The organism is Brevibacterium sp. GP-SGM9, from assembly GCF_047300845.1.
Taxonomy (GTDB): Bacteria; Actinomycetota; Actinomycetes; order Actinomycetales; family Brevibacteriaceae; genus Brevibacterium.
In genome coordinates this window covers 2,385,131-2,408,073 of the sequence record NZ_CP178563.1, presented here as the reverse complement: position 1 = coordinate 2,408,073, position 22,943 = coordinate 2,385,131, and the positions used below count along the sequence as shown (strand labels likewise).

The 22,943-nt window shown below is 64.6% G+C and carries 19 protein-coding genes; 13 read left to right on the top strand and 6 right to left on the bottom strand.

Features of this window, described 5'->3' with window-relative positions; translation table 11 throughout:
• From ACH82I_RS10880 to ACH82I_RS10870, 3 genes are read left to right on the top strand one after another with little or no spacing between them, the layout of a single operon-like run.
• Positions 1-1,209 carry a substrate-binding domain-containing protein gene (locus ACH82I_RS10880; protein ID WP_413332537.1) on the top strand — a complete coding sequence of 403 codons (1,209 nt, stop codon included), beginning with the start codon at positions 1-3 and terminating at the stop codon, positions 1,207-1,209.
• A gap of 26 nt (positions 1,210-1,235) precedes the next feature.
• Complete coding sequence (locus ACH82I_RS10875) at positions 1,236-2,243, top strand: sugar phosphate isomerase/epimerase family protein (protein ID WP_413332535.1); 1,008 nt, start codon at positions 1,236-1,238, stop codon at positions 2,241-2,243.
• Positions 2,240-3,253: a sugar phosphate isomerase/epimerase family protein gene (locus ACH82I_RS10870; RefSeq protein ID WP_413332533.1), complete on the top strand. Its 1,014-nt coding sequence runs from the start codon at positions 2,240-2,242 to the stop codon at positions 3,251-3,253. Before ACH82I_RS10875 ends, ACH82I_RS10870 begins: the two co-directional genes overlap by 4 nt.
• Positions 3,254-3,260: 7 nt before the next feature.
• Here ACH82I_RS10870 and ACH82I_RS10865 read toward each other — a convergent pair whose 3' ends face one another.
• The 3 genes from ACH82I_RS10865 to ACH82I_RS10855 are packed head-to-tail and all read right to left on the bottom strand — an operon-like array spanning position 3,261 to position 6,407.
• A complete protein-coding gene (locus tag ACH82I_RS10865; protein WP_413332531.1) occupies positions 3,261-4,199 on the bottom strand; it encodes a carbohydrate ABC transporter permease in 939 nt (312 codons plus the stop codon).
• Between the two features lies 1 nt (position 4,200).
• Positions 4,201-5,169 (bottom strand): carbohydrate ABC transporter permease, encoded by a 969-nt coding sequence (locus tag ACH82I_RS10860; protein ID WP_230745600.1) that lies wholly within the window; start codon positions 5,167-5,169, stop codon positions 4,201-4,203.
• Positions 5,166-6,407 (bottom strand): extracellular solute-binding protein, encoded by a 1,242-nt coding sequence (locus tag ACH82I_RS10855; protein WP_413332528.1) that lies wholly within the window; start codon positions 6,405-6,407, stop codon positions 5,166-5,168. Before ACH82I_RS10855 ends, ACH82I_RS10860 begins: the two co-directional genes overlap by 4 nt.
• Positions 6,408-6,669: 262 nt before the next feature.
• On the opposite strand from ACH82I_RS10855, the gene ACH82I_RS10850 reads away from it, so the two are divergent.
• The 8 genes from ACH82I_RS10850 to ACH82I_RS10815 all read left to right on the top strand — a co-directional run bounded on the left by ACH82I_RS10850 (position 6,670) and on the right by ACH82I_RS10815 (position 17,095).
• On the top strand, positions 6,670-7,764 hold the full coding sequence (locus ACH82I_RS10850; protein WP_413332526.1) for an ABC transporter ATP-binding protein: 1,095 nt from the start codon (positions 6,670-6,672) through the stop codon (positions 7,762-7,764).
• A gap of 292 nt (positions 7,765-8,056) precedes the next feature.
• Positions 8,057-8,992 carry a carbohydrate ABC transporter permease gene (locus tag ACH82I_RS10845; protein ID WP_413332525.1) on the top strand — a complete coding sequence of 312 codons (936 nt, stop codon included), beginning with the start codon at positions 8,057-8,059 and terminating at the stop codon, positions 8,990-8,992.
• Entirely contained in the window at positions 8,989-10,020 is a 1,032-nt protein-coding gene (locus tag ACH82I_RS10840; RefSeq protein WP_413332523.1) for a carbohydrate ABC transporter permease, read from the top strand. Before ACH82I_RS10845 ends, ACH82I_RS10840 begins: the two co-directional genes overlap by 4 nt.
• A 92-nt stretch (positions 10,021-10,112) precedes the next feature.
• Complete coding sequence (locus tag ACH82I_RS10835) at positions 10,113-11,441, top strand: ABC transporter substrate-binding protein (protein WP_413332521.1); 1,329 nt, start codon at positions 10,113-10,115, stop codon at positions 11,439-11,441.
• A gap of 38 nt (positions 11,442-11,479) precedes the next feature.
• Positions 11,480-12,682: an ABC transporter ATP-binding protein gene (locus ACH82I_RS10830; protein WP_413332519.1), complete on the top strand. Its 1,203-nt coding sequence runs from the start codon at positions 11,480-11,482 to the stop codon at positions 12,680-12,682.
• A gap of 37 nt (positions 12,683-12,719) precedes the next feature.
• Positions 12,720-13,463 carry a M50 family metallopeptidase gene (locus ACH82I_RS10825; protein WP_413332517.1) on the top strand — a complete coding sequence of 248 codons (744 nt, stop codon included), beginning with the start codon at positions 12,720-12,722 and terminating at the stop codon, positions 13,461-13,463.
• Positions 13,464-13,612: 149 nt separating this feature from the next.
• Entirely contained in the window at positions 13,613-14,290 is a 678-nt protein-coding gene (locus ACH82I_RS10820) for an HAD family hydrolase (protein WP_413332515.1), read from the top strand.
• 210 nt (positions 14,291-14,500) lie between these two features.
• Positions 14,501-17,095: an HNH endonuclease signature motif containing protein gene (locus ACH82I_RS10815; RefSeq protein WP_413332514.1), complete on the top strand. Its 2,595-nt coding sequence runs from the start codon at positions 14,501-14,503 to the stop codon at positions 17,093-17,095.
• 73 nt (positions 17,096-17,168) lie between these two features.
• On the opposite strand, the gene ACH82I_RS10810 is transcribed toward ACH82I_RS10815, so the two are convergent.
• Positions 17,169-18,752, bottom strand: a complete 1,584-nt coding sequence (locus tag ACH82I_RS10810) for a nucleobase:cation symporter-2 family protein (RefSeq protein ID WP_413332512.1) — start codon at positions 18,750-18,752, stop codon at positions 17,169-17,171.
• A gap of 503 nt (positions 18,753-19,255) precedes the next feature.
• On the opposite strand from ACH82I_RS10810, the gene ACH82I_RS10805 reads away from it, so the two are divergent.
• Positions 19,256-20,725, top strand: a complete 1,470-nt coding sequence (locus ACH82I_RS10805) for an 8-oxoguanine deaminase (RefSeq protein WP_413332511.1) — start codon at positions 19,256-19,258, stop codon at positions 20,723-20,725.
• Between the two features lie 95 nt (positions 20,726-20,820).
• On the opposite strand, the gene ACH82I_RS10800 is transcribed toward ACH82I_RS10805, so the two are convergent.
• Positions 20,821-21,306, bottom strand: coding sequence for a hypothetical protein (locus ACH82I_RS10800; protein WP_413332510.1), 486 nt, complete (start codon positions 21,304-21,306; stop codon positions 20,821-20,823).
• 145 nt (positions 21,307-21,451) lie between these two features.
• Here ACH82I_RS10800 and ACH82I_RS10795 point away from each other — a divergent pair, with 145 nt between their 5' ends.
• Entirely contained in the window at positions 21,452-21,901 is a 450-nt protein-coding gene (locus ACH82I_RS10795) for a DUF2871 domain-containing protein (RefSeq protein ID WP_413332508.1), read from the top strand.
• A gap of 145 nt (positions 21,902-22,046) precedes the next feature.
• On the opposite strand, the gene ACH82I_RS10790 is transcribed toward ACH82I_RS10795, so the two are convergent.
• Positions 22,047-22,898 carry a MerR family transcriptional regulator gene (locus tag ACH82I_RS10790; RefSeq protein ID WP_230745574.1) on the bottom strand — a complete coding sequence of 284 codons (852 nt, stop codon included), beginning with the start codon at positions 22,896-22,898 and terminating at the stop codon, positions 22,047-22,049.
• Between the last annotated feature and the right edge of the window lie 45 nt (positions 22,899-22,943).

The window sequence follows — 22,943 nt, the reverse complement described above, 5'->3', positions numbered from 1 at the left end:
ATGAGAAGAGGCGTGAGAACAGCGGTCGCCATTGCGGGGGCCTCGGCGCTCATCGCACTGGCGGGGTGCACGACGGATCCCTCCGTGGAGCCGGCGGACGAAGGGGACGGAGGTGGGGAGGAGTCGTCGCAGGAATGGTTCGATCAGGAGCTCTATGACAAGCAGTTCGAGGAGCGCGATGTCGTGCCGGAAGGCCCGGAGGACAAACCCTACCTGCAGATGATCAACCCGGAGATGGGCGAGACTTCGGAATTCAAGGCCGAGGGCGAGAAGAAGATGTGCTTCGCGAATGCCTCGATCTCCAACCCGTGGCGCCAGACAGGGTGGATCACGATGAACGAACAGCTGAAGGAGCTGAAGAAGGACGGCGTCATCACGGAGATGGAGACCCGCGATGCGCAGGACAACGATGACACCCAGATCGCCGACATCGACTACTTCATCTCCGAGGGCGACTGCGACGGCTTCATCATCTCGCCGAACTCCACGGCCGCCATCACCCCGGCCGTCGAACGAGCGTGTGAGACCGACAAACCCGTCATCGTCTTCGACCGCGGCGTCGAGACCGACTGTGCGGTGACCTTCATCCACCCGATCGGCGGATTCGCCTGGGGCATCGACACCTCGCAGTTCCTCATCGACAATCTCAGCGAAGGCGACAAAGTTGTGGCCCTGCGCATCCTGCCCGGCGTCGACGTGCTCGAACAGCGGTGGGCTGCCGCGGACAAGCTCTTCGGGGAGGCGGGAATCGAAGTCGTCGACTACTTCACCGAGGGCGATCCGGCCGAGATCAAGAAGGTCGTCTCCGATGAGCTCGCCAAGGGTGACGTGCAGGGAATCTGGATGGACGCCGGCGACGGCGCAGTCTCGGCCATTGAAGCCTTCGAGGATGCCGGCAAGGACTATCCCGTCATGACCGGTGAGGACGAGCTGAGCTTCCTGCGGAAGTGGAAGGAAACCGAGATGACGGCCCTGGCTCCCGTGTACACGAACTTCCAGTGGAGGACTCCGCTGCTGGCCGCGGAGATGATCTTCAAGGGCGAGGAGGTGCCGACCGAATGGGTTCTGCCGCAGAGTCCGATCACTGCCGGCGACCTCGATGAGTACCTCGACCGGAATGAGGGAATGCCCGATGGCCACTATGCCAAGTTCGGCGGCGAGGACATGTCGGGATTCCCCGAGGTGTGGCAGGACAGGGTCATCCCCTGATCATCCTCTGATCGGAGTCTGCAGCCATGAACGAGCCACAGGAGATCGCGGGCGTGCCCGGCCCGACCGGGGTCGGGCCGCGTGAGCTCGGCGTCAACACCTGGGTGTGGGCGTCCCCGCTGACGACTCAGATACTGAAGGATCTGGCGGTCAGAGCCTGGGGGTTCGGGTTTGGTCTGTTGGAGCTGCCGGTGGAGCGCGCGGGCGACTGGGACCCGGACACCGCCGCCGAGGTGCTCGCCGATTCCGGCATGGGTGCGCGGATCGTCGGGGCGATGGGCCCCGGTCGGGACCTCATCGATCCGAGGTTCCGTGCGAACACCCAGGACTACCTGCGGCACTGCGTGGACGTGGCCCACACCGTGGGATCGCCCACCGTGGCGGGACCGTTCACCGCGGCCACAGGACGGGTCTGGAGGATGGACGCGGCCGACCGCAGGGTGGTCATCGACACCCTGCGGGAGGCGCTGCGCCCGGTGGCCGACTATGCGGCCGAGCGGGCAGTGGCGTTGGCCGTGGAACCGCTCAATCGCTACGAGACCAGCATCATCAACACGGTCGAGCAGGGACTCGACGCCCTGGGCCCCCTGCTGGGCAGCGGCCTCGGTTTGGCCCTCGACAGCTATCACCTGAATATCGAGGAGCGCTCGTCGGCCGCCGCAATCCGCGCCGCCGGGGACCACTGCCTGGTCGTTCAGGTCTGCGGAAACGACAGAGGTCCGGTGGGAGGAGACCGGACCGAGGGGGACCGGCGCTTCTGGAGCGGCTTCCTCGATGCCCTCGACGACATCGGCTACGGGGGGCCGCTGACCCTGGAGAGCTTCACCGCCGACAACGACACGATCGCCGTGGCCGCATCGATCTGGCGGCCGCTGGCGATCAGCCAGGACGAACTGGCCCGGGCCAGCGCCGACTTCCTCACCGAGATGCAGCGTGGTCGGATGAGAGATGCCTCCCCGGCTGAATCACCCGAAGACTCTGCACGCACCGAGAACCCTGCACACATAGACTCACCTGCAAAGGAGCAGCCATGACCGAGAGTTCGCATCCCGTCACCCTCTTCACCGGCCAGTGGGCGGAGCTGCCCTTCGAAGAGGTGGCCCGACTGGCCGCCTCCTGGGGCTACGACGGTCTCGAGATCGCGTGCTCCGGGGACCATCTCGATCTGGCTCGGGCCGATGAGGACCCTGCCTACCTGCAGTCCCGCCTCGACATCCTCGACCGACACGGTCTCAAGGTATGGGCGATCTCGAATCACCTGGCCGGGCAGGCTGTGTGCGATGACCCGATCGACTTCCGCCATCGGGCGATCGTGCGCGACTATGTCTGGGGCGACGGCGAGGCCGAAGGGGTCAGACAGCGCGCCGCCGAGGACATGAAGCGTGCGGCCAGGGTGGCGCGCAGGCTCGGCGTCGACACGGTCGTCGGGTTCACGGGCTCGAAGATCTGGCCCTATGTGGCGATGTTCCCTCCTGTCCCCGCCGAGGTCATCGACTCAGGCTATGAAGACTTCGCCGAGCGGTGGAATCCGATCCTCGACGTCTTCGATTCCGAAGGGGTGCGCTTCGCCCACGAGGTCCACCCCTCCGAGATCGCCTACGACCACTGGACGACGGTGCGAACCCTGGAGGCGATCGAGCACCGTGAGGCGTTCGGTCTCAACTGGGATCCCAGCCACCTGCTCTGGCAGGGGATCGACACCATCGGATTCATCACCGACTTCGCCGATCGCATCTATCACGTCGACTGCAAGGACACCCGACTGAGACCGGCCAGCGGCCGCAGCGGGATCCTCGGCTCGCACCTGCCCTGGGGAGACCCGCGGCGCGGCTGGGACTTCGTCTCCACGGGTCACGGCGACATGCACTGGGAGGACGCGTTCCGCGCGCTCGCCTCGATCGGCTATACCGGTCCGATCTCCATCGAGTGGGAGGACGCCGGAATGGACCGACTCCACGGGGCCGCCGAGGCGGTCGCGAAGATCCGCGAACTGCTGTGGAAGCGCCCGGAGACCGCCTTCGACGCGGCGTTCTCGAACCAGTGACCGGCCCCTACTTCACGCTGCCTGTGGTCAGGCCGCCGACGAGGCGCTTCTCGATGAGCATGAACAGCAGCACCACAGGCAGGATGCCGACGATCGAGACCCCGAAGACGTATTGCCAGCTCGTCTCGTACTGACCGACGAACTTCGTCAGCGCCACCGAGATCGGCTGATTGCCCGCCGTGGAGAGGATGACGAGCGAGGCCGCGAACTCGTTCCAGCAGGCCACGAACGTGAACACGATCGCCGTGACGATCCCTGGCCACACGAGGGGGAGGTTGATCCGGAACAGGACGGCCAGCTGGGATGCGCCGTCGAGTCGGGCCGCCTCGTCGATCTCCTTGGGGATCCCGGCGAAGAAGGAGTGCATGATCCACGTCGCGAAGGACAGGTTGAAGGCCGCATTGACGAGGATCATCGCCGCCCAGGTGTCGCCGAGGCCGAGAATCGAGAACTGTCGGAACAGGCCCGAGGTCAGCACCGCCGGCTGGAGCATCTGGGTGACGATGACGAGGAACATGAAGACCATCCGGCCGGGGAACCGGAACCGGGCGGTGTAGTAGGCGGCGGGCAGGGCGACGACGAGGACGAGCAGGGTCGCGCAGACCGAGATGATGACCGTGGAGATCATGTTCTGGGCTAGTGGCGTCTCCGGGGTCGACCACATCGACACGAAGTTCTCCCAGTGCCACTCCTGCGGGAAGTACGTGGGGTCGACCGACCTGATCTGCGACTTCGTCTTCACCGAGCCGAAGACCATGATGAGGTAGGGCAGGATGAACACGGCCAGGACGATGAGGCCGACGACCATCCGCCCGATCACGGTGCCCAAGGGCACCTTGTCCTCGGTGTAGCGCTTCGTCCGCCGAGGCGGGGCCTGAGTTCCAGGGGCGGTGCCCTGAGTTCCGGGTGCTGTGTCCTGGGTGTTCCGGTCGAGCGAGGCCGACATTTCAGACCTCCTTGAGGGGTTTGACGACGCGGACGTAGACGATGACGATGATGATGACGATCGCGAAGGCGATCACCGAGAGCGCACTGGCGACGTCGACCTTGCGCTGGAGTTCGATGTACTTGAAGATCATCGTCATGATCGTGTCCGCCCCGTAGCCGGGGATCGATCCGGTCATCACCTTCAGTATCGGCAGGGAATTGAACACGTTGATGATGTTGATGAGCACCGCGACGCTCAGCGCCCCGCGCAGCTGCGGGAGGATGACCGCGAAGTAGGTGCGCACGGGACCCGCCGCGTCCATCCGCGCGGCCTCGATCGTCTCCCGCGGGATCGTGGCCAGGCCCGCCAGCAGCGTATAGGTGGTGAAGGGCAGGGACACGAAGATCGCGATGACGATCGACCACAGGAAGGCCGTGGTCGGATTCTTCGTCCACCCGTAGCCGGCCGGATTGTCGATCAGCCCGAGGTCGACGAAGAACTTGTTGACCACCCCGAAGTACGGTTCGAGACCGTAGTAGAAGACCATGGTCGTCATCACCACCGAGGCGGCCCACGGGATGATCACGGCCAGCCGGACCAGCTGCCGACCGGGGAAGGCCTTGTTGAGCACCTGCGCGAGCCCGAGCGAGATGACCACGGTGAGACCGACGACGGCGACGACCCAGATCACAGTGCGGCCGATGATCGGCCAGAACTGCGAGAAGCCGAACACCGTGGCGTAGTTGTCGAAGCCGACCGAACCCTTGTCGAGCCCGGAGATCGCGAGATCCCGAGTCGAGTTGAACAGCATCAGCCCGGCAGGGAAGAACACGACCCCGACGATGAGTACGAGCGCCGGGGCCAGCCACGGCAGAGCCTTGAGGGTGTCACGCCACGTGGTCCGGCGCCCGGAACCCGAGCTCCGCTGCTTGGAACCCGGGCTCTTCGGTGCGGAGCCCGAACTGCTCGGTTTGGAACTCAGGCTCACCCTTCGTCGACCTGATCCTGGATCGACCCGAGCACCTCGTCGGCGGGCTTGGACTCGAGCTCACCGAAGGTGGACTTGAAGGCGCCGTCGGTGGCCGACCACTTCGAGTTCGTCGAAGGGTAGAACTGCGCATCGGGCATGAGATCGAGGAACGGTTTCAGATCCTCGTTGTCGGCGAGCTCCTCCGAGCCGGACTTCGTCACCGGCAGGAAGCCTTCGGCCTCGACCCAGGGCAGATAGTTCTCAGCGGTGTAGAAGTAGTCGAAGAACTTCGTGATCGCCTCGGCCTTGTCTCCGTCGTTCTGGAAGGCCATGAGCTGATCGCCGACGCCGAGGGTCATCGGCGAGCCGTCCTTGGTCGGAATCGGCACCACCGAGTAGTCGAGGTCGGGATTGGAATCCTTGAGCTGACCGACAGTCGGGGGCAGGCCGACCTGCATGCCGATCTTGCCCTGGACGAAGATGTCGAGCAGCGGGGTGCGCTGGGAGGAGCCCGGATCGTCCTGGGTCGCACCTTCGTCGATCATCTTCTTGATCTGCTTCGCCCCGTCGAGGTTCTCAGGCGTGTCGATCGTGATCTCCTTCTCGTCGCCGAAGGTCCCGTCGGCGCCCCACAGCCAGATCGCCGCCTCGGCCTGGGCCTCTTCGGACCCGAGCGGCATGCCGTAGCCGGCCACTCCGCCGCCGAGTTCGGAGACCTTCTTCGACGCGTCGAGGAGTTCGTCCCAGTCCTTGGGCGCCTCCTTCACCCCCGCCTCGTCGAGGAGTTCGTTGTTGACGAACAGCGCCCTGGTCGAGGCGATGAGCGGAACTGCATAGGCCGTGCCCTCGAGGGTCTCGTTATCGAGGAAGCCCTCGTCGAAGTCCTGGAACGTCTCGGGACTCGTGACGTCCTCGGCCTTGTAGAGCAGGTCGTCGGAGGCGAAGCCGGCGAAAGGCCCGCCGTTGTAGATGTCTGGGGCCTCGCCGGCCTGGATCTTCGTCGACACGACCTTCTCGAGGTTGTCCCAGGACTGGACCTCGAGGTTGACGGAGATGTCCTCGTTCTCCGCCTCGAAGCCCTCGATCACGTCTTCCCAGAGTCCCTTCGTGGCATCCGAGTAGGTGGGGACGAGGAAGTCCAGGGTGGTCTTTCCGCCCTCGTCGCCGGAATCGGACCCGCCGAAGCCGCAGCCGGACACCGTCAGCGTCAATGCTGCCGTGGCGGCGATGGCCCCGAGTGTGCGTGTTCTTCTCATGAGCAGTTCTCCATTGAACGTATCGTCGGTCGACCATCCCGGTCGCCATCGGTTGCCCGCGTCGATCGGAACAGTCGCATTGAAAGAAAGTATGCTGTGAGTGGAGTCACAAATCAAGTATATAATCGCTATTGTGAAGTTATTCCGTGAATATCAATCATAGGAATGGATCTTTCTGATAGTTCTCAATCACAAATCTGCCGAGTTCGGTGGTTGAGGACACGGTAGGGAACGGCAGGCAACAGAGAGGCGAAGGAGCCCCATGGTCAATGTTTCGCTGCGCGAGGTGAGTCTGAGCTATCCGGGAACGGAGCGGCCGGCGGTCGCCGACGTCGACCTCGAGGTCGCGGACTCCGAATTCCTCGTCCTCGTCGGTCCCTCGGGCTGCGGGAAGTCGACGACGCTGCGGATGCTCGCCGGTCTCGAATTCCCCACCTCGGGCAGCATCCTCTTCGACGGAGCCGATGTCACCGATGTGTCCCCGACGACCCGCGACGTCGCCATGGTCTTCCAGTCCTACGCCCTCTACCCGCATATGAGCGTTGCGGAGAACATGGAGTTCTCCCTGAATAACACGGGGGTGGCGAAGGACCGGCGTCGGGAGCTCGTCGCCGAGGCCGCCGCGATGCTCGAACTCGAGGACCTCCTCGGCCGCAAGCCGAAGGCGCTCTCCGGCGGACAGCGGCAGCGGGTGGCGATGGGCCGGGCGATCGTGCGCCGGCCGCAGGTCTTCCTCATGGACGAACCCCTGTCGAACCTCGACGCGAAGCTGCGCGTGCAGACCCGCGCCCAGATCTCGGCCCTGCAGCGCAAGCTCGGGGTGACCACCGTCTATGTCACCCACGACCAGACCGAGGCGATGACGATGGGCGATCGGGTGGTGGTGATGAACGAAGGCCGGATCGAGCAGGTCGGCACCCCACGCGAGCTCTACAACTCCCCGGCCACGCTGTTCGTCGCCGCGTTCATCGGCTCGCCGACGATGAACCTCATTCCGGCCAAGCGCGGAGCCGACGGCACGGCGGTCGGCGCTGGAGTCTCGGTTGCGCTGCCCCGGGACCTGCCGGAATCGGGCGAGGACATCGTGCTCGGCATCCGTCCCGAGGATCTGGCCGTCTCACCAGGGGAGGGAACGAGCGAACTCGAACTCGAGATCTCGCTCGTCGAGGAGCTCGGCTCCGACACCTTCGTCTACGGCACCACCCCCGAGCAAGATCCGCTCAAGCTCAGCGAGAAGCCCGTGGTCGCCCGGCTGAGCAAGGGCGGAGTGCCGAGGCGAGGGGAACAGATGAGCGTCCACATCGATCCGGCACAGGTGCGCGTCTTCGATGCCCGGACCGAGCGGCTTCTGGTCTGAGGGCGGCTCGAGCAACCGCCTCGGCGGGTCGGTGAACGGAGCGCGAACGCGTTCACGTTCTCGTGGGCTGTCGTCCACCTCAGGACGTTCGCCGAGGTGACGCGGCCGCAGCCATCCCGCGTGCCTGTGCCGCACGTCCCGGCTGTGCGGGTGTGATTCACCCGCATCGGCCGCGTTCACCTGCCCGATCGCGGCTGTTCAGCGACAGCGGAGTCGCGGTTCATCCTGCCTGGTGACAATGACCGAGGTCGTCCAGCCGGACGGCCGGAGTCGACCGAGGCGGAGGATGGGAATGAAGGCAGCGCTCACCCCGTCCGAGGTGCAGGATCCGCCCGCGCAGAAGGCGGCACGGCATCGCCGAGGTGTGCGCGAGTGGGCGACGTTCCTCGCCTTCCTCGCCCCGAACGTCCTCCTCATCCTTGCGTTCATCTACTACCCGCTGGCCTCGAACATCTACTATTCGATGCTCGACTGGCGCCTCGGAGCGGCCAGCGCGGATTTCGACGGACTGAAGAACTACCTCACTCTCTTCACCTCGCCGACCGGGCTCGACATGTGGCGGGTGACGCTGATCTTCACGATCAGCACCGTCGTCATCTCGATGGCGATCGGCCTGCTCCTCGCCCTCGTGCTCAACCGGAACATCCCGGGCCGGACCTTCGCCCGCACCGCCGTCTTCTCGCCCTATGTGCTCTCCGGGGTCGGGGTCGGCATGGTCTGGAACTTCATCTTCGATCCGCAGATCGGTCTGCTCTCCCACGTCTTCGCCTTCTTCGGGGCGAACTCGCCGGACTGGTACCTGGACAAGAATCTTGCTCTCGTCATGGTCATCGTCGTCTACATCTGGAAGAACCTCGGCTACTGCGCGGTGGTCTACCTGGCCGGGCTGCAGTCGATCCCGAAGGACCTGCTCGAGGCCGCGGCCATCGACCACGCCGGTCCCGTGCGCCGCTTCTTCACGATCAGCTTCGCGCTGCTGGGTCCGACGACGTTCTTCCTCATCATCACCACGATCCTCTCCTCGATGCAGGCCTTCGACATCCTGCGGATCATGACGCCGACCGGACACGGGACGAACACCATCGTCTTCGAACTCTTCCTCCAGGGCTTCGGCGTCTACCAGCGGGCAGGCTACTCCGCGGCGATCTCGGTCGTCCTCTTCCTAGCGCTCTTCATCATCACCACGGTGCAGATGCGCTTCGTCGAGCGGAAGGTCCACTACGCATGAGCGTCGAATCCAGGAACGAAGCGAATCCCGGCGCCGAGGCGGGGGCTGGGAATGCGGGCATCATCGCAGGGACCGGGGCAGGGGTTGCCGGGACCGGGGCAGATATCCCCGGCGCTGTCGCCGGGGTCTCCGGGACCACCTCGGCGCGGGGTGGATCGGGTCGATCCGGCCGTGGCCCCGCCTGGCGCGAGGCCTTCACCCCACGACATCTGGGTGAGACGATCCTCACCGGCTACCTGCCGCTGCTCATCGCGCTCGTCGTCATCGTCCTGCCGCTGGTGTGGATGGTCATCGCCTCGTTCAAGCCGCCGGGCGAGATCGTCACGCTGACCCCGACACTATGGCCGCAGGAGCCGACGGCGGACAACTATGCCGCGGTCGCCGATCGCGTGCCGCTGGGACGGATCCTGCTCAACAGCATCATCGTCACCGCCGTCGGCTCGCTCATCAAGGTGGTCCTGGCGATCACCTCGGCGTATGCGCTGGTCTTCATCAAGGTGCGGTTCAAGAACATCATCTTCCTCGGCATCCTCGTCGCCCTGATGGTTCCGCCCGAGGTCGCGCTGCTGCCGAACTATATGACGATCTCCGCCCTCGGCGGGCGCAACACCCTGTGGGGGATCCTGCTGCCGGGACTGGGCACGGCCTTCGGAACGTTCCTGCTGCGGCAGCAGTTCAAGACCCTGCCGATCGACATGCTCGAGGCCGCGGAACTCGACGGCGCGGGCCACTGGAAGAAGCTGTGGAAGATCGTCGTCCCGGTCTGTGCACCGGCGATCGCCACAGTCGCCCTGGTCACGATCGTCACCGAGTGGAATTCGTTCATGTGGCCGCTGGTCATCACCGACACCCCGGAGAACATGACCCTGCCGGTCGGGCTCAACCTGCTCCAGTCCGTGGAGGGGCAGACCGGCAGCTACGGCTACCTCATGGCGGGCGCCGTGCTCGTCATCGTGCCCGTCCTCGTCGTCTTCGCCGCCCTCCAGCGCCACATCGTCTCGGGCCTGACCCAGGGCGCGGTGAAGTAGTGACCAGCACCTGAACCGTCCCAGTCAACCTCACCATTCCAGCCACCAGATCCATTCCAGCCACTTGATCCACCGCTCTCGAGGAGAAGAACATGTCCCGCACCAGCAAGCGCTTCGTTCTCGGCGCATCAATCCTCGGTATCGCGACGCTCGGCATGAGTGCCTGCGGACCCAGCGTCGGCTCGGATTCCGCTGCGGAGACCGATGTCGACTACTCGGATGTAGAGCCCGCCGACAAGATCACCTTCTGGACGAACCACCCCGGCGGGTCCATGGATATCGAGAAGCAGATCGTCGCCGACTTCAAGAAGGAGTCCGGCATCGACGTCGAACTCGTCACCGCGGGGGCGAACTACGAAGAGGTCTCGCAGAAGTTCCAGACCGCGCAGAACTCCGACGAGGTCGGCGACATGGTCGTCGTCTCCGACGCCACCTGGTTCACGAACTTCGCCAATGACTCGCTGCTGCCCGTCGACAAGGTCCTCGAATCCGCCGAGTCGGACACCTCGACCTACCAGGAGACGCTGTTCGACGACTACCTCTACGAGGACGCCCACTACGCGGTGCCCTACGCCCGGTCGACCCCGATCTTCTACTACAACAAGGACCACTACAAGAAGGCCGGACTCGATGACAAGGCCCCTGCCACCTGGGAGGACGTCAAGGCCAACTCGGAGAAGCTGCAGGAGAAGAAGATCGCGAAGTCCGCGCTGAGCTACCCGAAGGAAGACGCCTATCCGGCGTGGATCCTCGGCAACATGGTCTGGGGCTACGGCGGCGGCTGGAGCAACGACTGGGACATGTCCGCGATGACGAGTCCCGAGACCGTCGAGGCCGTCCAGTTCGCGCAGGGTTCGACGAAGGACGGCTGGGCGAACGTCTCCAGCGGCGTCCCCGAGGACGACTTCGCCGCCGGTGCGACCAGCCAGGTGCTCGGTTCGACCGGTTCGCTGGCCGGCATCCTCGAATCCGCTGACTTCGAGGTCGGCGTAGGCTTCCTGCCGGGCGGACCGAAGGAGACCGACAAGGTCGTGCCCACCGGCGGTGCCGGCGTGGGGATCTCGGCGAAGTCGAGCCCGGAGGAGCAGCTCGCCTCGGCGATGTTCCTCGACTATCTGACGAACTCCGAGAACACGGCCACGTTCTCCGGGGGCACCGGCTACCTGCCTGTGCGCACAGACGCCGATATGAGCAAGGTCTACGAGAAGACTCCGCAGTTCGAGGTCGCGGTCGACCAGCTCGAGAAGACCCGCACCCAGGATCCGGGCCGAGTGCTCCTGCCCGGCGGTGACACGACGATCGCGAAGTCGCTGCAGAAGATCCTCACCTCGGATGCCGATGTCACCGAGGAGCTGCAGGGCGCCCAGGACGAGCTGCAGGGCCTCTACGACAACGACCTGCCGGACAAGCTGAAGAACTGAAGCCACCTTCCCGACGACAAGACACAGGAGACCGCACGATGGTCAACGTCACCCTCACAGATGTCAGCCTGAGCTACCCGCAGGCCGAGACCCCCGCGGTTGCGGGGTTCGATCTCGACATCGCCGACGGGGAGTTCCTCGTCCTTGTCGGTCCCTCGGGGTGTGGGAAATCGACGACGCTGCGGATGCTCGCCGGTCTCGAGCACCCCACGTCCGGACGGATCGTCTTCGGTTCCCAGGACGTCACCGAGGTGGGGGCGAAGGACCGGGACGTGGCGATGGTGTTCCAGTCCTATGCGCTCTACCCTCACATGAGCGTGGCCGGCAACCTCGAGTTCTCCCTGAAGAACGCTGGCGTGCCCAAGGCCGAGCGGGTGACCCAGGTCGAGACGGCCGCGGCGATGCTCGAGCTCGATGGTCTGCTCGATCGCAAGCCGCGCGAGCTCTCGGGCGGGCAGCGGCAGAGGGTGGCGATGGGCCGTGCGCTGGTGCGATCGCCGCAGGTCTTCCTCATGGACGAACCGCTGTCGAACCTCGATGCGAAGCTGCGCGTGCAGACCCGTGCGCAGATTGCTGCGCTGCAGCGCAAGCTCGGCGTGACCACCGTCTATGTCACGCATGATCAGACCGAGGCGATGACGATGGGGGATCGGGTGGTGGTGATGAATGGCGGCCGGATCGAGCAGGTCGGCACCCCGCGTGAGCTCTACGATCACCCGCGCTCGCTGTTCGTCGCCGGGTTCATCGGCTCGCCGACGATGAATCTGCTCAATGCACGCCGGGCCGAGTCGGGGCTGGTCATCGGCGACGCTCGGGTGCCCCTCGCTCGCAATGCTGCCGACACCCCCGCCGAGGTGGTCCTCGGGGTCCGCTCGGAAGACCTGCGTCCCAGCGGCGAGAGCGAGGCAGCCCTGGCTCTCGACATCGATCTCATCGAAGAGCTGGGCTCGGACACCTATGTCTACGGGTCGCTGGCCCGGACCGAGGGCGGCGGGACCGGAGCGATCGGTGGGACCGGAACGGTTCGCGGCGCCGGGACCGGAGCGGCCAGCGAGACGGGGACGGCCGGCGGGACCGGAGCGATCGGTGGGACTGGGACGGTCGGCCACCTCGGCGAGCGTCCCTTCGTCGTCCGCCTGCCGAAGGGATCGACGCCCAAGCGCGGAGATCGGATGTGGCTGGCTCTCGACCCGGAGCGCGCCCGGATCTTCGACCCCGAGACTCAGCTGGCTATCGCCTGAGGACGCCGCTCAGGGTTGATTCATAGACTTGGCGGCTATGGATCTGAAACAGGGAGCGGCGACGTGGTGGGAGGCCATCACGTCCGGATTCGGGCGTCAGGACGGCCTCGAACTCGATGTTCTGCGACTCGTCCTCGTGGTCGGCATTCCCCTGGTCGTGACGCTGACGCCGGGGGTCTGGCGCTTCTTCGGGATGTTCGTGACCTTCGTGCACGAGCTCGGGCACGCTTTCGCGGCACTGATGACGGGGCGTGTGGTCAAGGGAATCTCGCTGAACTTCGACCATTCCGGGCAGATGAACTCCTTCGGCCGGGTCGGCTTCTCGGCCACCTGGGCCGGGTTCTGGGGATATCCGGCACCCGGCGTGCTCGGATTGGTCCTCATCACCTCGGCGGTGTTCGGGTGGGCGCCTTTGGCTCTGTCGATCGGCGCTCTGATCCTGCTGGTCGCGCTCATCTTCATCCGCAATGTCGCCGGTGCCGTCATCGCCGTGTTCACGGCCGTGGCGGCGCAGCTCGTCGTCGTGTTCATGCCCCTCGAGTGGATCTCGGTGTTCGTGGCCGCGCTGGGCACGGCACTGGCCATCGGCGCGCTCAAAGACCTCGTCAAGGTCATCCGGGTCCACACGCGCAGGCGCGGTGTGCAGCAGTCCGATGCCTACATCCTCAGCCGAGGTTCGAGCCTTCCAGCCGGCGCCTGGCTGACACTGTTCGCCCTGGTCATCGTGGCATGTGCGCTGGGGTCCGGATGGATTCTGTATTCGGCGCTCGCACTCGGGTGAGTCCTGAGGGCGGCGGAGATTCGCGCTCGGCGGAGATTCGCGGTCACCTGTTCTGCTGACACCCGAACCGCGTGTTCTGCGCGCGGTCGACTCCGTCCGCCCCTCGGGTATCCGAACCTCGCGTCAGTGCCGAGTGAGACAATCAGGACATGACGCCGAAGCCGAGATATGCCGCCGTTCTGTTCGACTGCGATGGAGTCCTCGTCGAATCCGAGAGCATCACGAACGACGTCCTGCGTGAGATGCTCGCGGACCTCGGGTGGCGGCTGTCGCGAGAAGAGTCACTGGCACGTTTTGTGGGCAAGATGCTTCGGGACGAGGCCGATGTCATCGAGGAGCACACCGGATACCGCATCGATGCCGACTGGCTGTCCGAGTTCCGGCAGCGACGCAATGTCGCGCTCGAAGCGTCCCTCAAGGCGATTCCCGGTGTGGTCGAGGCCGTGCGTGAGCTGTCTCTGGCCTATCCGGGAAAGCTTGCGTGTGCGTCGAGTGCGGATCGGCCGAAGATCGAACTGCAGCTGAAGAAGGTCGGTCTGTTCGAATCGTTCGGGGGCAGGATCTTCTCCGGCATGGAGCTGCCGCGCTCGAAACCTGCCCCCGATGTCTACCTGGCGGCTGCCGATTTCCTGGAGGTCGACCCCGCCGAGGCGGCTGTGATCGAAGATTCCCCGACCGGAGTCATCGCCGGAGTTGCGGCGGGTTCGCATGTTCTCGGATTCAGCCCGGATTCCTTGGTTCACCAGAGTCCTGAGACGCTGTTGGCGGCGGGGGCGGCCGAGGTGTTCACCTCGATGGATGATCTGCCGGAGCTGCTCGTGGAGTAGGGCGAGGACGGAACGGCGTGGACTCGCGCCGCCGACCGCTGGACGGAACCGATGTTCGTGAGTGCGTTCTCCCTGCCTGAAAGTCGATCATTCATTTGAATGATAGGTGATTGTCGTTCGATTGTTTACCGAATTGTGACATTCATTCTTCGCAATCAGTAGTAGACTGGATAAAAGCACCCACACCGTCGTGGAGAGCAGGTGAAACCGATGAAGGATCCCGATGATCCTGGTACCAAAGGCCCCACCCCTGCACCCGAACCTGACCCGACTGCATCGCCCGAAACCACATCGTCCGAACTGGTCCCCGACACCGGACAGATCGGCAATGTCATCGATCCGCCCACAGTGGGGCCGGACTCACCGCGTCGCCTCGATGTTGCTCCGGACTCGCTGTTGGCCGTCCTGGCACATGTGGTGAAGGCCTCGACGATGACGCAGGTGATTGAGTACCAGGCCATCGGCAACGTGTTCATGGCCGAAACGATCCAGCAGCTCAACTTCGCCGCCAACGGGGTCGACGGCCTCTATGACTACGCTTCGTTCACCGACACCGTCGAACGATTCCTCTTCGTCGAGGCAGCCAAGGAAGATTTCCCGGATCCCGATGCACCGTCGCCGCGGGAATCGTATCGAAGCAAGCTCGATGGTCTCCGCGCACTCTTGGCCGCAGACGGTGCGGCTCCCGCTGCCGAGGTCGTCACCGAGTCGGAGTTCGAAGTCGCCGGTGAAGTCGAGACAGACCAGGATGTCGAGGCCGACCGGGAAGCCGCTGCCGAGGTGGAGGAAGTCAAAGCTGATACGGAGGCGGAGAAGCTCGAGGCTGAAGTTGAGGCTCCCACTGAGTCCGAAGCCGGCGCTTCGCTCGAGCCAGTTCGTGAACTGCCGATCTTCCCCCGGTTCCGTCTCGATCAGACATTCTCCGGATGGGTGAGAGGTCTGGCGGAGACCGATGACATCGCCGAATTCACCACTGTGCTCGGCGCGACGATCGATCACGCCTACGGCAGAATCACCACGGCCATGATGCTCAACCACGGCCTGCCCCGGTTTTCGGCCCGGGTCTTTGCGGGCGAGTTCACCATCGAACACCTCGACGCTGTTTCGAGGGCCGCCAGGAATCTCAAATTCGAGCACTTTCCGTTCCTCGACGCCTACCTGGCCCAGCGCCGTGCCGATGTCACGATTGAGACGTTCCGCAAGTCTGTGAACACGAAGGTCGCCGCTCTTGAACCCGTTGAGGACAGGCTCGAGGAAGCGTCGAAGCGTCGGCGTGTCGACATCACGACCTATCCGGACGGCACCGCGGCCGTGACTCTTTCGGGTCCTGCTGCGGAGCTGAAGGCGTACTTCCTTCGGTTGGAGGCTTTCGCGAGGGCGATCGCGTCGGGACAGATCGCCGAGTTCACCACCGAAGATACGACAGGTATGGATGTGGTCGATGAACGGAGCATCGATGCCCTCATGTTCGACATTTCGACCCGCACTCGGCCTCAGCTGACGATCGAGGTCACCACTCACGACACCACCACCGGACAGACGACGACCGACGAGATCCCCCTCAACATTCCCGAGTCGAAAGAGACCAGCCCGGTGGGAATCGTCGCCGCGGCTCGCGACCAGGCCGATGCGGCACGTGCCGCAGTCGAATCCGCAGCGAAAATCGAAGATTCCGCGAACACCGAGGTTGCCAGGGCCCGGTCCGCCGACACCGAGGTTGTCGAGGCCGGAACCGAATGTGGTGCGGTGCAGGTATCGACGACCATCAATCTGGTTCTGCCGACACAGGGGCAATGGATGGCCGGACAGGGCAAAATGCTCGTCACCGTTCCATTCCTCACCCTCGCCGGAAATGCCGAACTGCCCGGCGTCTTCTCCGACGGCGCCCCGGTCCCGGCCGACGCGGTACGCGCCATCGCCAAGGAATGCCCGACCTGGACGAGGATCCTCACCGACCCCGCCACCGGGACCCCTATCGATGCGAAAGCCACCAACTACGCCATTCCCGCATCCGTGCGGAAGGTGCTGGTTGCGAAGTGGCAGTCATGCACCACTCCCGGATGTACCCGCCGAGCCGAGACCTCCGAGATCGATCATCTGATCCCGTACGATCACCAATGCCCTGACCAGGGCGGACTGACGACTTTCATGAATACCCACCCCCTCTGCAAACAGCACCACCAGGGGAAGACCGACCGCAGATACAGTGTCCGGAAGACCTCGGACGGGTGTGTCGAATACGTGTTCAAACACGGAGTGACCACGAATGTGGCACCGGCAGATCAGCCGATCAATGTCGAACATGCCAGGCTTATCGAGAAACTGGGACGGCCGCCTGATCCGGACGGTTCCCCCGGATCGGACGCGCCTCCCGATTCGGATGGTCCTCCCGATTCGGATGGGCCATCACCTGGACCGGATGCTTCACCACCCGGACCGGGCGGCGGACCACCGATTGCATCATCGCCGTCACCGGGCACGAGCCCTCCAGCATCAGCCACGGACCCGCCACCTCGGACAGGGGCAGCCCCGCCCGATGGCACCGATACTCTCTTCGACGCTTCGGTTCGACCTCCACGGACACCCAATCCGAGAGTTCGTCCGCCGGGGAGGGAGGGTTGGTCACCCGGGAAGGAAGACCGATCGCCGGGCAACGAGTATCGCCCACCCGAACAGTCGAAGAGATCCACAGGGCGACGGAGTCGCAGGGCCGCCAGGGATTCAGGAAAGCCGATCGATCCCTGGTCCGCGAACGGACGATCGCATGACTCCTACTGGAATCGCGACGAACCCCCACCCTTCTGAACGCACTTCGCTGAGGCGACGACATCGACGGCAACGTCGACGGAGGCATCGCCTCAGCGGAATGCTCGGGTACTCAGACCTCGTCCTCCTGGATCACACGGCGGACGTCGTCCTGGGTCTTGACTTCGCCGTTCTTGGCCGCTTCGATGACCTTCTCGTGCTGTTCGTCGGTGACGACGGGGACCTCTTCGCCGTTGCAGTCGACGATCTTGCCGTCCTTGACGGTATCGCCCTCGGTGAGAATCGCCTCGTGATCGACGAGTCGCTGCAGCTCTTCCTTGCGGATGACTCGGCCCGTGCCTGCGACGAATACCGAGCGATCGGAACGGTCCTTGGACTTGGCTCCGATGTGATTGAAGACCAGGTTGAGCAGCACCGCCATGAGCGTCGCCGAGGAGATGCCCGAGTGCAGGATGATGCCGACCCAGGAGGGGAACGAGTTGTAGAAATCGGGCTCGACGACCGGAATGATGCCGAAGGCCAAGGACACGGCCACGATGATCATGTTGAGGTTGCCTTCGTACTCGACCTTCGACAGGGTGCGAATGCCGGACGCGGCGACCGTGCCGAACAGGACGATCCCCGCACCGCCGAGCACCGGAGAGGGAACCGCCGCGACCACGCCGCCCATGACCGGCAGCAGGCCGAGGACCAAGAGGATCACACCACCGGCGGTGACGACGAAGCGCGACTTCACCCCGGTGATCGCAACGAGTCCGACGTTCTGCGCGAAGGCGGACTGAGTAAACGAATTGAACACCGGCGACACAGCTGACGACAGCATGTCGGCGCGCAGACCATTGGAGATCCGCTTCGAGTCGACCTTGGTCTTGACGATCTCGCCGACGGCGATGATGTCGGCAGTGGTCTCGGCGAAGGTGACGATGATGACGATGAACATCGAGATGATCGCCGCCGCGGAGAATGTCGGCCAGCCGAACGCGAAGGGCTCAGGGAAGGCGAAGATGCCGCGAGCGAAGACCTCCGAGAAGTCTGCCCATCCGAAGATCGCGCAGACGATGGTGCCGATGACGATTGCCAGCAGAATGGAGAGACGAGAGACCGTCGCAACTGGAATCCTGCTGAGGATGAGCACGACTGCGAGGGTGCCGACGGCGATGAGGATGTTGCGTGCGCTGCCGTAGTCGGCCGCCTCGGCGTTGCCGCCCATCGCCCACCCCGCCGCGACCGGCATGAGCGAGAGTCCGATCGTCGTGATGACGGTGCCGGTGACCACGGGCGGGAAGTACTTGACGATGAGGGCGAATGCCGGAGCGACGACGAGGCCGATCACCGAGGCGACGATGACGGAACCGAAGACCGCCGGGAGTCCGTCCCCGCCGGCGAGGATCGAGGTCATCGTCGCGACACCGGCGAAGGACACGCCCTGAACCAGGGGCAGCTGAGACCCGAAGAAGGGGACGCCCCAAGACTGCAGTATCGTCGCCAGCCCGCCCATGAACAGGCATGATGCGATGAGGATGCTGATGCCGTTGGGGTCGAGTCCGGCCGCGTTGCCGATGATGAGCGGCACGGCGATGATGCCGCCGTACATGGTGAGGACGTGCTGAAGTCCGTAGGCGAATGAGGAGCCGACGGAGAGGCGCTCGTCCTCCGGACGGAGTGACTTCTTCGTGGACTGTTTGGGTGCCGACATCTATCTCTCCGTTGAGCTCTGCCGAATCGTCTGATTCGGTTCTCTCTGCGCCGATGGCCACGAAGAGTCAGGACTGACGCTTCGACGCCGCGCATCGGGAATCGGTGATCTCATATCTGCGGCTTCCTCAACCATCATCACAGCTATAACGATGTTCAAAGCGATAGCCAAGAAAATATTTCCAAGATATGAAATCTTATTTCCTTATCGCAAAACTTTAGGGGAATTGCGGTCTGACTGCAACCCATTTTCGTGAGCCGCGACACATGCTAGAGTGCAGTCTTGCCGGTATGCCATTCCGGCGCAAATCCTCGGGACAGATCTTCGCCGCCGTGTGTGGACGAAACTGTGAGGGCAAAGTCTTCGGACAGAGCCTGGTATCCCGAACGGCGGAGCAGCAGACGCCGGAAAACCTGAGCTGGAGGCGATGGCCCCAGCGTTGTCGCCGCACGTCGGGCCCGGCAGACGCGGTCCCGACCGGATCCGAACCGAAAGGCGACCTGATGTCCTTCGCCCCGCAATCTGCACCTGGCGCACCCGCACCCGCTGCTGCCACACCCGCACCCGCTGCTGCCACACCCGCCACTTCGGCCGTGTGGCTCCGTGACCCACTCGCCGTCCACCTCGGCGCCGGCGTCGATCCGGGACGAGCAGCGCGGGGGATCGTCGTCGACCGGGCGACCGGAACCATCCTGGAGCTCATTCCCGCAGGTGGGGAACCCGCCGGGGGAGTTCAGTCCGTTGGTGAGATCGTCGATGCGAGCGCTCACGTGATCACCCCCGGGCTGATCAACACCCATCATCACTTCTATCAGACCCTGACGCGGGCCTGGGCCCCGGTCGCGGATCTGCCGCTGTTCGGGTGGCTGACGAACCTCTACCCGGTCTGGGCCCGGCTGACTCCGCGCGCTCTCGAACTCGCCACCACCGTTGCGATGGCCGAACTCCTCGAATCCGGCTGCACGACCGCCGCCGATCATCACTACCTGTTCCCGACGGGGATGGACGATGCGATCGACATCCAGGTCGACGTCGTGCGGAAGTTGGGGATGCGGGCGATGCTCACTCGCGGGTCGATGTCACTGGGGGTGAAGGACGGCGGACTCCCGCCGCAGCAGACCGTGCAGGACGCGGAGGTCATCCTCGCCGACTCCCGCCGCCTCGTCGAGACCTACCACGAACGCGGTGCGGGGGCGCAGGTGCAGATCGGCTTCGCCCCTTGCTCACCGTTCTCCGTGACCACCGAACTCATGCGTGACAGCGCGATCCTCGCCGAGGAGCTCGACGTCCGCCTGCACACCCACCTGGCCGAGACTCTCGACGAGGAGGACTTCTGCCGGGAGCGCTTCGGCCTGCGGACGGTGGACTACCTCGAATCGGTCGGGTGGCTGGGTGAACGAGCCTGGCTGGCGCACGGTGTGCACTTCGACGATGAGGAGATCACCCGCCTCGGCGAGGCCGGTGCCTCCGTGGCCCACTGCCCGACCTCGAATATGCGTCTGGCCTCGGGCATCGCCCGTGCCGTCGAACTCGAGGATGCCGGGGTCAACGTCGGACTCGGCGTCGACGGATCCGCCTCGAACGATGCCTCGAACCTCATCCGCGAGGTCCGGCAGGCTCTCTACATCCAACGTCTGCGTTACGGCGCCGAGGCTGTCACCTGCGCTCGCGCCCTCGACTGGGCGACCCGCGGATCGGCGGCGGCGCTGGGACGCGAGGACATCGGCCGCATAGAGGTCGGCAAGCAGGCCGACCTCGCGATGTTCCGCCTCGACGGTCTCGCGTTCTCCGGTTCCCACGATCCGATTCCGGCGCTCGTGCTCTGCGGCGCCGAGAAGGCAGATCGGGTGATGGTCGGCGGGCAGTGGCGCGTGCTCGACGGCAATGCCGTCGGTGCGGATGGGGCTCCGATCGACAAAGAGGCGCTCATCGCGGCGCACCAGGAGGAGGCGCGGCGGCTCGTCGCCGGCTGAGGCCGGACGACGATCAGGTTCGGCCGGTCCCGTAGATCCGACCGCCCGGCCCGCCGCCTCGCCGACCGGCCTGCTGGCACTCCGACCGGCCCTGCTCAGTCCTCCGGTTTCCGGAACACCTCACGCATGTGATCGCTGGTGAGGAAGTCGCCGACGCCGATCATGACGAGACTGAAGACGATCTGCTCGGTGATCATCCACACGGGATAGAGGCCCGGGATCGCGGCCATGACCAGGGTGATCACCGGGAAGATCTGCGTGAACAGGCGCAGCCTCTGGTAGCCCCAGTAGTACCCCTTCGTCGCGCGCCAGAAGAAGTAGAACAGTGTTGCCGTCATGCCGAAGACGACGACCGTGCGCATCCACACGGCGAAGGGCACGGGGTCGCCCGACTGGGAGATGATGACGGCGACGACGACGGCGCCGAACCCGAGCACCAGCTCGAAGGACAGCAGCCACGTGATCCACCGGAATGCGGTCCTCGTCTTCGGCAGGCGGAGTCCTTCGGGCGCGACGAGGATGCCGGCCTTCTTCCCGCCGGCGAGGCGATCGATCTTCGCAAACACATTGTCCGAAACCATGGCCCCAGGCTAACCCTGCGTATGCCTCATCGCCCGCGAATTCGGGCTTCGGAGGCCTGTGAGACGAAACATCAATCGAAAGTTGGGGACGGAGTTCAATCCTCTTGGTCAGGATCGCGCGAGCAGATCCTGATGAAGTGGAACCATGAAGAAAATATTCAACGCAGCATTCGCGTACATGATCATCGGCGTCCTCTCCGGGCTGTTCTACCGAGAGTTCACCAAGGCCAACGACTTCCCGGAAGGAGACTTCACGCAGCTGGGTCTCGTCCACACCCACCTGCTCACCCTCGGCTTCATCGTCCTGCTCATCGTCCTCGTCCTCGACAAGGTCTTCGGGCTCTCGGGCACGAAGCTGTTCTCGTGGTTCTTCTGGACCTACAACGCAGGCGTCGTCCTCACCTCGGCGACGATGGTCTGGCACGGCATGCTCACCGTCCTCGGCCAGGAGTCCAGCGCCATGATCGCCGGAGTCGCCGGCCTCGGCCACATCGCACTGTCCGTGGGCATGGTTCTACTCTTCCTCGCCCTGCGCAAGAAGATCGTCACCGACAAGGAGTTGACCACGGCATCGGTCGGGTCGCTGGCCGACTGATCCGGCACTGACACCAGTTCACCCACACCCCCGCCGAGGTGGGGCCCGGGCCCGCACGACACGACGTCATCGTCGTGGTGCGGGCCCGCTCTATGTCCGCGGACTCCGGGCTTGGGCCCGGAGGCGCACAGTCCGATTGACCTCGTCAGGCCGAGATCGGCTGCTGCAGTTCGACGATCCACCCCGACTGATCGGAGTCGTCGGTGCCGTCTCCGGCCTCGAGGTAGATCTCCCGGCACGGGCCGCTGAGCGCATAGCCCTGGACGATGCACCACTCGGAGAGATGCTGCCAGCTGGCGCCGATGCGACTCATCGTTCCCTTGTGGATGAGGGTCGCGGCAGTACAGGCGGCCAGTTCTGTGATCTCGAGTGCATGGCCCGCAGTACCACCCGGCACTGTGCCGTCGTCCGATCCCGTATCGTCGTCCGCGGCCGTGTTCGTGCGGTAGCCGCAAGTGACTTCGGTGCCCGATTCGACGTCGGAATAGAGGGCGACTCCGATGTTCGGATCGCCTCCGGACTCGGCGATCTCGGCCGCCACGGCTCCGAACAGCGGGCCGATCTCTGAGGTGTCGAATGGTGGTTCGCCGAGGCTGACGGTCCGTCCGAGGATTCTCTCCGCAGGCAGTTCCTTGATGATGATGTCAGGGTGTTCCATGGTCGTCCTTCCGATGAGTGCCAGCCGAAACTCGACATCGGCCAGCTTGGCGGCCGCGGCCGACTGTTCGGCGCGCAGCTGTTGACGACGAAGGCGCAGCATGTCGACCAGACCTGCGGTGCTGAGGTCCGAGTCGAGCAGCACGGCAATCTTCTTCAGCTCGATGCCGAGCGAATTCAATGCCATGATTCTGTTCAGTCGTGGCAGCTGTGCCACCGAATAGCTCCGATGGCCGTTGAACCTGTCGACCGTCTCGGGGGCGAGCAGTCCAAGCGACTCATAGTGGCGCAACATCCGCACCGAAACCTGACCGAGCCGGGCGAAATCACCGATCTTCATCGTCTGTCCTGCCTGTTCCCTTGGGCCTTCTGCCTCGCCGTCACT